Origin of the sequence: Streptomyces coelicoflavus (genome assembly GCF_045041415.1) — a bacterium.
GTDB classification, from domain to species: Bacteria; Actinomycetota; Actinomycetes; order Streptomycetales; family Streptomycetaceae; genus Streptomyces; species Streptomyces coelicoflavus.
This window is the reverse complement of sequence record NZ_CP108218.1, coordinates 5,474,901-5,488,923: the sequence shown is the minus strand read 5'-3', so window position 1 is coordinate 5,488,923 and position 14,023 is coordinate 5,474,901. Positions and strand designations below refer to the sequence as shown.

At 76.0% G+C, this 14,023-nt stretch carries 8 protein-coding genes; 7 read left to right on the top strand and 1 reads right to left on the bottom strand.

From position 1 onward, the window contains the following. The first annotated feature begins 80 nt into the window (after positions 1–80). The 5 genes from OHA99_RS24445 to OHA99_RS24425 all read left to right on the top strand — a co-directional run bounded on the left by OHA99_RS24445 (position 81) and on the right by OHA99_RS24425 (position 8,706). Positions 81–1,415 carry a hypothetical protein gene (locus tag OHA99_RS24445; protein ID WP_405697824.1) on the top strand — a complete coding sequence of 445 codons (1,335 nt, stop codon included), beginning with the start codon at positions 81–83 and terminating at the stop codon, positions 1,413–1,415. Positions 1,416–1,491: 76 nt separating this feature from the next. Beyond that, on the top strand, positions 1,492–4,188 hold the full coding sequence (locus OHA99_RS24440) for a tetratricopeptide repeat protein (RefSeq protein WP_405697822.1): 2,697 nt from the start codon (positions 1,492–1,494) through the stop codon (positions 4,186–4,188). 3 nt (positions 4,189–4,191) lie between these two features. Next, positions 4,192–5,577, top strand: a complete 1,386-nt coding sequence (locus OHA99_RS24435; protein WP_366471853.1) for a PP2C family serine/threonine-protein phosphatase — start codon at positions 4,192–4,194, stop codon at positions 5,575–5,577. Positions 5,578–5,687: 110 nt separating this feature from the next. Continuing rightward, positions 5,688–7,034 (top strand): VWA domain-containing protein, encoded by a 1,347-nt coding sequence (locus OHA99_RS24430; RefSeq protein ID WP_405697820.1) that lies wholly within the window; start codon positions 5,688–5,690, stop codon positions 7,032–7,034. A gap of 46 nt (positions 7,035–7,080) precedes the next feature. Next, positions 7,081–8,706: an FHA domain-containing protein gene (locus OHA99_RS24425; protein ID WP_153179818.1), complete on the top strand. Its 1,626-nt coding sequence runs from the start codon at positions 7,081–7,083 to the stop codon at positions 8,704–8,706. Positions 8,707–8,736: 30 nt separating this feature from the next. On the opposite strand, the gene OHA99_RS24420 is transcribed toward OHA99_RS24425, so the two are convergent. After that, positions 8,737–9,711 (bottom strand): methyltransferase domain-containing protein, encoded by a 975-nt coding sequence (locus OHA99_RS24420; protein WP_153179817.1) that lies wholly within the window; start codon positions 9,709–9,711, stop codon positions 8,737–8,739. Between the two features lie 99 nt (positions 9,712–9,810). Here OHA99_RS24420 and OHA99_RS24415 point away from each other — a divergent pair, with 99 nt between their 5' ends. Together OHA99_RS24415 and OHA99_RS24410 are read left to right on the top strand one after the other, a co-directional pair. Then, positions 9,811–10,224: a globin gene (locus OHA99_RS24415; protein ID WP_007449568.1), complete on the top strand. Its 414-nt coding sequence runs from the start codon at positions 9,811–9,813 to the stop codon at positions 10,222–10,224. A gap of 165 nt (positions 10,225–10,389) precedes the next feature. After that, complete coding sequence (locus tag OHA99_RS24410; RefSeq protein ID WP_405697817.1) at positions 10,390–13,731, top strand: FtsX-like permease family protein; 3,342 nt, start codon at positions 10,390–10,392, stop codon at positions 13,729–13,731. Positions 13,732–14,023: the final 292 nt, after the last annotated feature.

The following is a 14,023-nucleotide window of genomic DNA, read 5'->3' as shown; positions in this document are numbered from 1 at the left end:
CACCGAAACGTATGAAACGCACGAAACGCACGAGAACACACGCACGGCACACGCAAGTCCGCGACGGCGAGAGGTGATCGATGGGCGACACGGGACCCACCGGGCCGGTGATGGACCGGGACGAGGTGGACCGTGCGCTGGCGCGGCTCGGCGCGGAGCACGAGGCGATCGAGACCTCGCTCCTCGCCCTCCAGGACCACGCGGGCCGCAGACTCCTCGAGGGCGCCGAGCTGACCGGCGTCACCGCCGAGCGCTGGGCGGCCGCAGAGGCGTCGATCACGCTGCTGTGGACCTACTTCGACGCGTACACGGGCGCGTTGCGCACCGCCCGGGAGATCCGCTCCCGGCGCCGCTGGTCCAGCCGCGAGGACCTGGTGGAGCTGATGGAGCTGCTGAGCGGCGAGGCCGTCACGGTGTCCGGCGGCGCCGTCGCCACCGCCGGCGCGCCCACCCCGGACGGGGGCCCGGGCCGGCTCAGCGAGCGCTACACGCTGGTGGCGCTGGTGGACCGGATGAACCAGCTCTACGCGACCTCCCTGGACCTGGTGGTCGCCGCCGACGCGGTGTGGTCGGCGCTGCCCGCCCGGATCGATTTACTCGCCGCCGAGTTGCAGCGCACCCGCAAGCTGGCGCACTCCGTGGGCGTGCGCCCCGGCGAGCACCCGTCCGGCGACGACCTGGAGCGGATCACCCGCACCCTGACGCGGCTGCGCGAGCAGGTGGTCTCCGACCCGCTGGCCTTCTGGACGCCCGCGCAGGGCAGTTCGGCACCGGGCGGCGGCCGCCCCGACACGACGGTGTACGACCGGGAGGCGCTGGCGCTCGAGGAGGTGCGCCGCGAGATCGACGCGGTGCTGGCCGTGCGCCAGGACGCCGAGCAGCGCATCGTGCGGCTGCGGGACGTGCTCTCGCGCGCCGACCGCACGCTCGCCGAGGCCCGCACCGCGCGCGGCGAGGTGCTGGCGAAGATCGCCGCGACGGAGGTGCCGGTGGTCGGCGGGCCGCCGATCGTGCTCCAGGAGCAGCTGGCGGCGGCGGCCGAGTACCGCAGGCACGCACAGTGGCATCGTCTGTCGCCGCTCCTGGAGTCCCTGGAGGAGAAGGCGGAGGACGAACTGCTGCGGGCCCGCGAGTCGTTGACGGCGGTCACCGCGCCGCTCGCGGTCCGTGCCGAGCTGCGCGGCCGGCTGGACGCGTACAAGGCGAAGATGGCACGGCTGGGCCACGCCGAGGACCCGGAGCTGGCCGAGAAGTACGAGAGGGCGCGCCGCATGCTGTGGAGCGCGCCCTGTGACCTGCGCGTCGCCGAGCAGGCCGTGCTCCGCTACCAGCACGCGGCGGCCGAACTGCTCGGCACCGCACCGCGCGTGCCCGGCCAGGGCGGCCCGGTGGACCGGACGGGGCCCGGCGCATGAGCGGCCACCGGCGCGCGAGCGCGAACAGGCGCGCCGGCGGCATCCGGCGCGTGTGCGAGAAGGGGGAGGCAGCGTCATGAGTGAGGCAGGGCGGACGTGCCAGCGTCCCGGCTGCGACGGGTCCTACGAGGACATGGGCGGCGGCGAGCTGTACTGCGACACGTGCGGTCTGGCGCCGGTCGTCGCGGCGGGCGGCGCGCTCGGCGCGTCCCCGACCGGCGTCACCGGGGGCGGCCGAGGCTCGCGCGGTTCGTCGGGCAGCGCCGGTTCCCGCTCCGGCGCCCGCGGTTCCCGTACGTCCTCGCAGTCGTCGAAGTCCCGGCGCTCGGTGTCGGGCCGGCTCTCGCGGGCCGTGTCGGGCCGCTCCACGGGGCGTTCGGTGTCCGTGCGCAGCTCGGGTTCGGGTACCGGTTCCACCGGGCGCGGGCGCCTCGGCGTCGGTCTCGTCGAGGTGCCGGCGGTGCCGCGGCCCGACCCGCGCGAGATGGTGATGGACCGCCCGGAGGTGCCCGAGCGCAAGCGGTTCTGCTCGCGCTCGGACTGCGGGGCGCCGGTCGGGCGGGCGCGCGGCGAACGGCCGGGCCGCACGGAGGGCTTCTGCACCAAGTGCGGCCACCCGTACTCGTTCGTGCCCAAGCTGAAGGCCGGGGACGTGGTGCACGGCCAGTACGAGGTGGTGGGCTGCCTCGCGCACGGCGGCCTCGGCTGGATCTACCTCGCCGTGGACAAGGCGGTCTCCGACCGCTGGGTGGTCCTCAAGGGCCTGCTGGACACGGGCGACCAGGACGCGATGGCGGCGGCGATCTCCGAGCGGCGCTTCCTCGCCGAGATCGAGCACGCCAACATCGTGCGGATCTACAACTTCGTGGAGCACCTCGACCAGCGCACCGGCTCCCTCGACGGGTACATCGTCATGGAGTACGTCGGCGGCAAGTCGCTCAAGGAGATCGCCAATGCCCGGCGCTCCCCGGACGGGCGGCGCGACCCGCTGCCGGTCGAGCAGGCCTGCGCGTACGGCATCGAGGCGCTGGAGGCGCTCGGCCACCTGCACAGCCGCAAACTGCTGTACTGCGACTTCAAGGTCGACAACGCCATCCAGACCGAGGACCAGCTCAAGCTCATAGACATGGGCGCGGTCCGCCGCATGGACGACGACGAGTCGGCCATCTACGGCACGGTGGGCTACCAGGCCCCGGAGGTGGCCGACGTCGGCCCGTCGGTGGCGTCCGACCTGTACACGGTGGGGCGCACCCTCGCCGTGCTGGCCTTCGACTTCCAGGGCTACACCACGGTCTACGCGGACTCCCTGCCGGACCCCGACCACATCGACGTCTTCCGGCGGTACGAGTCGTTCTACCGGCTGCTGGTGCGGGCCACCGACCCGGATCCGGCCCGCAGGTTCGCGTCCGCGCAGGAGATGGCGGAACAGCTGACGGGTGTGCTGCGCGAGGTGGTCTCGCTCCAGACGGGCCGGGCCAGGCCCGCGGTGTCCACGCTGTTCGGGCCCGAGGTGCGGGTGACGGACACGGAGCTGTTCCCGCGGCTGGACGGCGAGGTGTCGCGGCTGGGCGCCAGGACGGTGCGTACGCGGGGCGGCCGGGGCGGCTCCGGGGCGGCCCTGGCGGGCGGGCCGGGTCCCGCGCTGCCGGGTGGGTCCGGTCCTGCCGTGGGTGCGCCGGGCGGGACGGTCGCGCACGCCCCGCCGGCCGGCGCCGGTGCCGTACCGGTGGGCGCGGTGGGCACGACGACGGGTGCGCCGGGCGGCGCGAGCGCGTCGCTGCCGGGTGCCGTGAGCACGGTCGGCGGTCTCGACGCCGGGGCCTCGGGCCTGGTCAAGGCGGCCGACGCGCCCACCGCCACGCTCGCGCTGCCGGTCCCCCGGGTCGACGCCGGCGACCCCAACGCGGGCTTCCTGGCGGGCCTGATGGCGTCCGCGCCGGCCGAGCTGCTGACCGCGCTGGCCGCCGCGCCGGCGCCGTCGGCCGAGACGCGGCTGCGGCAGATCCGGGCCCTGCTGGAGAACGGCGACGCGCCCGGCGCGCTGGAGGTTCTGGGCGACCTGGAGGGCGAACGCCCCGACGACTGGCGGGTGGTCTGGTACCGCGGCCTCGCCGCCCTGGTGACCGGCGCCCACGAGGACGCCGCGCTGGCCTTCGACGCGGTCTACGACGCCTTCCCCGGCGAGATCGCGCCCAAGCTGGCGCTCGCCCTGTGCGCCGAGGTGCTGGGGCAGTTGGACAACGCCGCCGAGTACTACCGGCTGGTGTGGGCCTCCGACCCGAGCCACGTCAGCGCGGCGTTCGGGCTGGCCCGGGTCCAGCTGGCCGGCGGTGACCGGGCCGGTGCCGTACGGACGTTGGAGTCGGTGCCGGAGACGTCCGTGCACTGCACCGGGGCGCGGGTGGCGGCCGTACGGGCGCGGCTGCGGCAGCGCACCGCGGCCGCGGGCGACCTGGGGTTCCTGGACGATCTGCTCGCCGCCGCGCGGCAGGTCGAGGCACTGGACGTGTACGGTCTGGATCCGGCGCGGCGCGAGCAGCTGTCGGCCGAGGTCCTCGGCTGCGCGCTGGACTGGGTACTCTCCGGAGGTCGGGGTTCCGTCCCTCCCGCCGCCGGGGGACGGACGCTGCTCGGCAGCGGCCTGGACGAACGCGGCCTGCGTTTCGGCCTGGAGCGTTCGTACCGCACGCTGGCGCGGCTGGCGCGGGGCGGCGAGGAAAGGATCGACCTGGTGGAACGTGCCAATCGTTACCGCCCCCGGACGTGGGTGTAGTTGATGTCGCAGATGCCCCAGCAGGCCGCTGTGCGGAAGTGCCCGAGCTGCGAGGAACCCCTCGAGCCGGGTGACCGTTTCTGCGGTGCGTGCGGATACGACCTGTCCGTGGTGCCCGCGCGGCCCGAGGACAGCCCCACCCTCGTCGTCAACGGCGCGGTGCCCGCACCGGACGGCGTGGACTGGCCCGTGGCCCGGGACTCGGACGGCCACGGCCGGCCCGCCCCGGTGCACGCGGCGGCCGAACTGCCGGGCACCGACTCGGGCGGCTCCCCGCTGCCGCCACCGCCACCGCCACAGGCGCCTCCCGGGGCTCCGGAGTCCGCCGCGCCCGGCGTACGGTTCGACCGGCCGGACGAGCCCGACGAGTACCCCCTTCAGGCCCCCGACCCGCGGCTGACCGCCGAACAGGAAGCCGCCGCACAGGACGCCGCCGCACCGGCTCAGGCCGCGCACGCCGAGCCCGCCGCCGCCGAGAAGGTGTGCGTCGCCTGCCGTGCGGGCCGGGTCGACGACGACGGCTACTGCGAGAACTGCGGGCACGCCCAGCCCCGCGAACGCGACCACATGGAGCAGGAGTCGGGCCCGATCGCCGCCGTCAGCGACCGGGGCCTGCGCCACCACCGCAACGAGGACGCGTTCTCGGTGGGCTGCACCGCGCTGCCCGACGGCGCCCCCGCCTCGGTGGCGATCGTCTGCGACGGCGTGTCCTCGGCGACCCGCCCCGACGACGCCTCCCTCGCCGCGTCCCGGGCGGCCGGCGAGTCGCTGCTGGGCGCCCTGCCGCGCGGCACGCACCCGCAGCAGGCCATGCACGACGCCATCCTCGCCGCCTCGCACGCCGTCAACGCGCTGGCAGACGAGCCCGCCACCGCCCGCGAGCAGGCCCCGCACCAGAACGCGCCCGCCTGCACCCTGGTCGGCGCCGTGGTGACCGCCGGTCTGCTGGTCGTCGGCTGGGTCGGCGACAGCCGCGTCTACTGGGTGCCCGCCGACCGCTCCACCCCGCCCGCCCGGCTCACCGAGGACGACTCGTGGGCCGCGCAGATGGTCGCGGCGGGCCTGATGAACGAGGCCGAGGCCTACGCCGACGAGCGCGCCCACGCGATCACCGGCTGGCTGGGCGCCGACGCCTACGAACTGGAGCCGCACACCGCGTCGTTCAAGCCGGACCGTCCCGGCCTGGTCGTGGTCTGCACGGACGGCCTGTGGAACTACGCGGAGTCCGCCGAGGAGATGGCCGACGCCGTGCCCCTGGACGCCGCCGCCCGCCCGCTGCACGGCGCCCGCGTTCTGGTGGGCCACGCCCTGGACGGCGGGGGCCACGACAACGTAACAGTGGCCCTCCTCCCGTTCCCGGCCCCGCCGCAGGGGGCAGGATCGGCCTGAGGCCCCCGCACGGGTACGGGTCGGGGCGGCCTCGCGGACCGCAGGGGGCGGTCCGCGCCGACGAGCCAGGACCCCGCCATCGGGGGACGTAGAGGGGGATGCGATCCGGCATGGCCAATTTCTCGAAGTCGAACGTGCCGCAGTTCGCGGTGGACGTCTACCAGAACGAGTACCTGCCCGACGGCGGCCGTGAGGTCAACGCCATCGTGACGGTCACCGCGACGGGCGGCGGCACGATCGGGAGCGCGGTCGCCGCGCCCCACCTGTACTCGCCCGGCCAGGGCCCGTCCGCCGCCGTGGCGCTGCTGGTCGACTGCTCGGGCTCGATGGACTACCCGCCGACCAAGATGCGCAACGCCCGCGACGCCACGTCCGCCGCGATCGACACCCTGCGCGACGGCGTCCACTTCACGGTCGTGGCCGGCACCCACGTGGCCCAGGAGGTCTACCCGGGCGGCGGCCGGCTCGCGGTCGCCGACGCCACCACCCGGGAGCAGGCCAAGCAGGCGCTGCGCAGCCTCGGTGCGGGCGGCGGCACCGCCATCGGCACCTGGCTGCGGCTGGCCGACCGGCTGCTGTCCACCGCGGACGTCGCCATCCGGCACGGCATCCTGCTCACCGACGGCCGCAACGAGCACGAGTCCCCCGAGGACCTCAGGGCCGCGCTCGACGCCTGCGCCGGACGTTTCACCTGCGACGCCCGTGGCGTGGGCACCGACTGGGAAGTGAAAGAAGTCACAGGGATCGCCTCCGCCCTGCTCGGCACCGCCGACATCGTCGCCGATCCGGCGGGCCTGGCCGCCGACTTCACGCGGATGATGGAGACGGCCATGGGCAAGGAGGTCGCGGACGTCGCACTGCGCCTGTGGACTCCGGTCGGCACCACGGTCAGGTTCGTCAAGCAGGTCGCGCCGACGGTCGAGGAGCTGACCGGCCGCCGCACCGGGGCCGGACCGCGGGCCGGGGACTACCCCACCGGTTCCTGGGGCGACGAGTCCCGTGACTACCACGTCTGCGTGGAGGTCCCGGCCGCGGGCCTCGGCCAGGAGATGCTCGCCGCCCGCGTCTCTCTGGTCGTCCCGGAGCCCGACGGCAGCGTCCAGAACCTCGGCGCGCAGGGTCTTGTACGGGCCGTGTGGACGGACGACATGGCCGCCTCCACGTCGATCAACCCCCAAGTCGCCCACTACACCGGGCAGGCCGAACTGGCACAAGCCATCCAGCAAGGGCTGGATCTGCGCAAAGCGGGAGACATCGACGGAGCAACGGCCAAACTGGGCCGCGCGGTTCAGCTCGCCGGGGCCTCCGGAAACGCCGATACGGCGAAACTGCTCGCCAAGGTGGTGGACGTGGTGGACGCGGCGGCAGGTACTGTGCGACTGAAAGCGAAGGTCGAGGAGGCCGACGAGATGACTCTCGAAACCCGGTCGACAAAGACTGTTCGTGTAAAGAAGTGACGCACAACAACCGCGCGACACGCCCGCTAGAGAGGGAAGCCCCGACATGCCGACCTGCCCGAACGGACACCAGTCGGGTTCCGACGACTGGTGCGAGGTCTGCGGTCACCGCATGGCCGGTGCCGTGCCGCCCCCTCCGCCGCCACCGCCCCCGGGCGGCGGCTACGGCTTCCCGCCGCCGGCCGGCCCGGGTGGCCCCGGCGGTGGTCCTGGTGGCGGTCCCGGCGGTGGTCCCGGTGGTCCCGGCGGCGAGCCGCAGCTGTGCCCACAGTGCCGCACGCCGCGTGAGGGCGGTGCGCCGTTCTGCGAGGAGTGCCGGTGGAACTTCCTGACCAATACCGCCACCTCGTACACCCCGGCCGCCCCGCGCCCGCCGGCGCCGCACTTCGGGCAGCCGCCGGGCGGCCCCTCGGCGGGCCCGTCCTACGGCGGCGGTGACGCGTACGACTACCAGGGCTCCCGGCCCTCCCAGGTGAACCGCCCCGCCGAACCGATTCCCCCGGGCCCGCCGCCCTTCGGCGCCGACCCGTCGGGACGCGGTGGTCCGGGCGGACCCGGTGGCCCCGGGGGTCCGGCGGGCGGACCCGGTGGCCCCTTCGGCCCCGGCGGTCCCGGTGGGCCGGGTGGACCCGGCGGTGCCGACAGGCCCGGCGGTCCCGGTGGGCCCGGCGGCTACGGCAACCCGGACCGGCCCAACGGCCCGGGCGGATTCGGCGGTCCTGGTGGGCCCGGTGGTCCTGAGGGGCCCGGCGGACCTGGTGGTCCTGGTGGTCCTGGTGGTCCCAACGGCCCCGGTGGTTTCGGTGGTCCCAACGGTCCCGGTGGCCCGGGCGGTTTCGGCGGCCCCGGTGGCCCCAACGGTCCGGGCGGACCCGGTGGCCCGGGCGGCCCCTCCGGCCCCCCGTCCCCGCCCGCTTTCGGTACCGATCCGTCGCGTCCGGTCCCGCCTCCGCCCGGGCCCGTCCCGCCCGGTGGCCCTGGCGGCCCGGGTGGCGGCCCGCAGGGGTTCCAGTCCGGCCCGCCGGCCCCGCCCGCCTTCCCGCAGGAGACCAACCGTCCGCAGCAGGGCGGCCCGTCCTTCGGCGGCGGTGACGACGACTGGGTGCTCTCCCCGCCGACGTCCGGCGGCCCGGGCGGTCCCGGTGGCCCGAACGGCCCGGGTCCGGCCCAGGGCGGCGGCTACGGCTACCCGCAGCCCGGCGCCACCCAGGCGCCGCCCGGCCCCGGCCAGGGCTTCCCGCAGCAGCCGCAGCGGCCCCAGCAGCCCACGACCTGGTCGGCGACGATCGGCCCGGACCGCGACTACTTCATGGCGATGATGCAGCGCTCCGGCCCCGAGGCCGCGGGCCTGAACCTGCCCGCGTACTCGCCGGAGCAGCAGCGCACGCTCACCGGCAACCAGATCACCATCGGCCGCCGCCGGCACTCCACCGGCGACACCCCGGACATCGATCTGGCCGTGCCGCCGGAGGACCCGGGCGTCTCGCACCAGCACGCGGTGCTGGTGCAGCAGCAGGACGGCAACTGGGCGGTCGTCGACCAGAACTCGACGAACGGTACGACGGTCAACGGCGGCGAGGAGCCGATCCAGCCCTTCGTGCCGGTGCCGCTCCAGGACGGCGACCGGGTGCACGTCGGCGCCTGGACGACGATCACGATCCGCCGGGGATAGGCACAAGAATGCGCCCGAGGGGGGCCTGCGTCAGGCGAACGGCCAGGCGTACGGCCCCTCCGGGTCGTCCAGCCACGCCCAGGCCCGTTCGCCGCTGACGGTGATGCCGTAGCGCTCGCGGCGCGGGGCGTCCTCGCGGTCCCACAGCGCGTACGCCTCCTGCGGGTCTAGCCCGCCCCGGCTCAGCGCCAGCAGGAAGCGGAACAGGTCGTCCTCCCGGGCCCGGCGCGGTACGCCGCCCAGGCCCGGCGTCTCGGGCTCGGCGCGGTCCGCGCCGCGCAGCGGCACGAAGTACGCGGGCGTGTGCAGGAACCGCCCCTCCGCGTGCCCGGCGTCGCGGACGGTGAGGACGACGAGCCCGGTGGCGAGCGGGGTCAGGATCCGCCCGCCGGGGCGGCACTGGGCGGTCCACGCGCGCGGCACCGAGGGCAGCGCGCAGGTGGCGAGGATCCGGTCGTAGGGGGCGCGTTCGGGGACGCCGCGCGCCCCGTCGCCCGTGACGACGGCAGGGTGGTACCCGGCGGCGTCCAGGTGCCGGCGGGCCGACTCGGTGATGTCGGCGTCCAGGTCGACGGTGGTGACCAGGGCGTCGTCGCCGAGGCGGTGGGCCAGCAGGGCGGCGTTGTAGCCGGTGCCGGCGCCGATCTCCAGGACCCGGTCGCCGTCGCGCACGTCCAGCTCCACCAGCATCATCGCCATCAGCGAGGGCTGGCTGCTGGAGGAGAGCAGCTCGCCGTCGCGCAGCCGGGTCGCCAGCGGGGCGTCCGCGTACGCGCCGCGCACCCAGCGCTCGCGGGCGCCGGGGTCGGGGTCCTCGCCCCACCGGCGTCCGTAGCCGCCCCGGACGCCGACGTAGTAGTACGGCACGAAGAGGTGGCGCGGCACCGCCCGGAACGCCTCCCGCCACACCGGGTCGGCCGTCCAGGCGCCGCTCAGCTCGATCTCCCGCACCAGCTCCGCCCGCGCGGAGGCGGCGAGGCTGTCCAGGTCCTCGTACCCGCCCATGCCTCCACAGTACGGGCCGGGCGGGCCGCGGGCAGGGTCCCCGGCCGGGGCCGCGGGCCGGTCCTAGGTCTTGAGTCCTATGCCCCCGGGTCTGAGACCATGGACGGCGTGAATGAGATTCGGCGCGGCACGCTTCAGGAGCAGACCTTCTACGAGCAGGTCGGCGGGGAGGAGACCTTCCGCCGCCTCGTCCACCGCTTCTACGAGGGAGTCGCCGGGGACCCGATCCTGCGGCCGATGTACCCCGAGGAGGACCTGGGTCCGGCCGAGGACCGTTTCGCGCTGTTCCTGATGCAGTACTGGGGCGGCCCGACGACGTACAGCGACAACCGGGGCCACCCGCGGCTGCGGATGCGGCACGCCCCCTTCGTCGTCGACCGGGCCGCACACGACGCCTGGCTGAAGCACATGCGGGTCGCGCTCGACGAGCTGGGTCTGTCCGAGGAGCACGAGCAGACGCTGTGGAAGTACCTGACGTACGCGGCGGCCTCGATGATCAACACCCCCGGCTGACGGACTCACGGACCCGCGGACGCATCGCCTGACGGACACATTCCGGTCAGCCGACGCCGGATTCCGGTCACGATCCGGTCAAGTCCCGGTTCCGGACGCTTACTTCGGCGCCCCCACCTCTGACAGCATCCCGGCGAGGTCTGGACGACGGCGGCGGGGGGCCGGGTGGCGGGGTTCGGGGGGTTCGGGGGGCTCACGGCGTTCGTGCTGCTGCGCGCGCGGGCGCACCGCCTGCTGCTGGCCGCGGCCCTGCTCACCGTCCTGCTGACCACGACCGTCCTCGCCACCCTGACCGCCTACTCCGGCACCGTCGGCGACGCGGCCCTGCGGCACTCCCTCGCCGACGCGCGCACCGGGGCCGACGCCGCGCTGGTCGTGAAGGCGGACGTACCGGCCGGACAGTGGCCGGCCGCCGACGCCACCGTGCGCAGGGGTGCCGCGACGACCTTCGACGGGCTGCCGCTCACCGTGCGGACCCTGGTGCGCTCCGGCCCGTACGCGCTGCCCGTCTCCCTGCGGCCGCCGACGGAGCGGTCCGGCGACCCCGATCTGACGTTCTTCGCGGCGCTCGACCCGACGCGGGTCCGGGTCGAGGAGGGGCGGATGCCCGTGGCCGGGGCCGCGGGCGGCCCGGTCGAGGTGGCGGTGCCCGTGGCCGCCGCCGAACGCGTCGGCGTCGGTACGGGCGACCGGCTCACGCTCACCGACCGGCTCGACGGCCCGGCCGTCCGCGTCGTGGTGAGCGGCCTGTACCGGCCGGTCGACACCGGGTCGCCGTACTGGCGCCTCGACGACCTGGCCGGGCGCGGCGTCAAGCAGGGCGGCTTCACGACGTACGGGCCGCTGCTCGCGCCGCCCGGTGTGCTGAGCGGCGGCCGGGTCAGCGCGGGGTCGTCCGGGTGGCTGGTGCGGGCGGACTACGCGTCGTTGACGACCGGACGGACCCGGGCCCTCGGGGAGGCGGTCCGGGGTGGCACGGCGTGGCTGCGCGAGCAGCCGGTGCTCAGCGGCACCACCGCGGCGACGACCGAGCTGCCCGCGATCCTGGACCGTCTCGACCGTTCGCTGGTGGTCTCCCGTTCCACCCTCCTCGTCATCGCGGCGCAACTCGTCGTGCTGGCGGCCGGAGCGCTGCTGCTGGTGGCGCGGCTGCTGAGCGTGGAGCGGGCGGGCGAACTGCGCCTGCTGCGGGCACGCGGCGCCTCCCGGGCCCGGCTGGCGGCGGGATCCGCGCTGGAGGCGCTGCTGCTCGCCGTGCCCGCGCTGGTCTGCGCGCCGCTGCTGGCCGGGCCGCTGATCCGCTTGATGGCCGGGCAGGGGGCGCTGTCCCGGACCGGGCTCGGCCGGGAAGCGGCGGCCGGCGGCAGCGGCACCGTGTGGCTGGTGGCGGCGGTGGCGGCCCTCGGGTGCACCCTGGCCGTGACGCTGCCGGCGCTGACCCTGGCGCCGGAGGGCGGCGGCCGGTCCCGGGCGCTGCCGGGCCTGCTGCGGGCCGGCGCGGACGTGGGTCTGCTGGTGCTCGCCGGCATCGCCTACTGGCAGCTGGACCGGCAGACCTCCGCCGCCGGGACGGACGACGCCGACGGCACGGGCGCCCTGGGGGTGGATCCGCTGTTCGTGGTGACGCCCACGCTGGCGCTGCTGGCCGGGACGGTGCTGGCGCTGCGGCTGCTGCCGCTGGTGGCGCGGCTCGCGGAGCGCCGGGCGGCGAGCGGGCGCGGGCTGGCGGCGGCGCTGGCCGGCTGGCAGCTGAGCCGGCGTCCGGCGCGCGGGACGGGTCCGGTGCTGCTGCTGGTGCTCGCCGTGGCGCTGGGCACGATGGCGATCGGGCAGGGCGCCTCGTGGTCCCGGTCGCAGGACGACCAGGCCGACTTCCGCACGGGCGCGCCGATCCGGGTGCTGGGCTCCGGCACGGCGGGCCCGGACCGCACCGACCGGATCGCGGGTGTCGCGGGCGTACGGCAGGTCGCTCCCGCGGCGCGGTCCGAGGTTCCGCTCTCCGGCGACCGGACGGCGACGGTGCTCGCGCTGGACACCGCGCACGCGGCGGACACGATGCTGCTGCGGCCGGACCTGGCCGACCGGTCGCCGCACGGGCTGCTGTCCGGGATGGCGCCCGCGGGGCCGTCGAACGGCGCGAGAATCCCGGCGGGCACGGCCAAGCTGGCGCTGACGGCGACCCTGACCGTACCGAGGCCGGACTCGCCCCGCGCCGACTCGTCCTCCGACGGCTCGACCTCCGACGGTTCGTCCTCCGCAGGCTCCCGCTCGGCGGACGTGACGGTCACCGTCGAGGACCGCTGGGGCACCCCGTACCGGCTCGGGGCCGGTGCGCTGGCCGCCGACGGCCGGGAGCACACCCTCGGCCTGGACGTCCCCGCCGGGCCGCTCACGCTGACCGGCGTCGAGTTCACGGTGGTCCAGCCGGAGGACCGGAACGAGGAACACCGCCTGACCGTACGGCGGCTGACGGCCCGGGCCGCCGACGGGACCGTACGGCCGGTGCCGCTGCCCGGGACCTGGACGGCCGGGGCGGAACTGTCCCCGGCGCCGGCCGTGCCGGGCCTGGACGGTGCCCCGCCCAAGCCGCGCCTGCTGGATTCCGGTCCGCTCGCCGTCGCGTACTCCACGGGCCTCTCCGACGGCTCGCAGATCACCACGCTGACGGTGCGGCTGCGGGTCGCGCAGCCCGAGCCGGCCGAGGTGACCGCCGTGGCCGGCGACCGTTTCCTCGACTCCGCGGGCGCGCGCACCGGGCAGCGCGTCACGGTGCCGATCGGCGGCCACGACGTCCCGGTGCGGATCGTGCGCTCCGTGCGCGAGCTGCCGGGCACCGGGCCCGAGACCCCCTCGGGGCGGTTCGGCGGCGCCCTGCTGGTCGATCTGCCGACGCTGAACCGGCATCTTCAGGCCGAGTACGGCGCCGCCGTCGAGCCCACCGAGTGGTGGCTGCGGACCGGGCCGGGGAAGACCCGGGAGGCGGCGGCGGGACTGCGGGCGTTCCCGGACACGGCACCGGCCCAGGTCCTGGTCCGCGACGAGGTCGCCGAGCGGCTGCGCGACGACCCGTTCGGCGCCGGTCCCGGGGCGGCGTTCGCCGCGGCGACCCTGGTGGCGGCGGCACTGGCATCGGTCGGCTTCGCGGTGAGCGCGGCGGGGTCGCTGCGCGAGCGGGGCCGGGAGTTCTCCGTGCTGCGCGCCCTGGGCGCCTCGCGCCGCCGGCTGGCCCGCACGGTCGCCGTCGAGCAGGGCGTGCTGACCGGCCTGGCGCTGCTGACCGGCGCCGCCCTCGGCGCGGTCCTGACCCGGGCGGTGATCCCGCTGACCGTACTGACCCCGCAGGCCACCCGTCCCGTGCCGGACGTGCACGTGACCCTGCCTCCCGGCCGGATCGCCCTGCTGCTGGCCGGCATGGCCGTCGTCCCGCTCCTGGTCACGGCCGCCCTGGCCCTGCGCCGCACGGACACGACGGTGACCTTGAAGGAGCAGGGAGGTACCGCCCGGTGACCCCCGCGACCGCCCCCGGGCCCGCACCCACCCACGGACCGCCCTCCCGGCAACCGCCCCCCACCCGGTCCCACCCGCGCCCCCACCTCCCCCCACCCACACCACGGCCCCCCGCGCCGAACACGGAGGTACCACCAGGTGACCCCCGCGACCACCCCCCGGGCCCGCACCCACCCACGGACCGCCCTCCCGGCAACCGCCCCCACCCGGTCCCACCCGCGCCCCCACCTCCCCCCACCCACACCACGGCCCCCCGCGCCGAACACGGAGGTACCACCAGGTGACCCCCGCG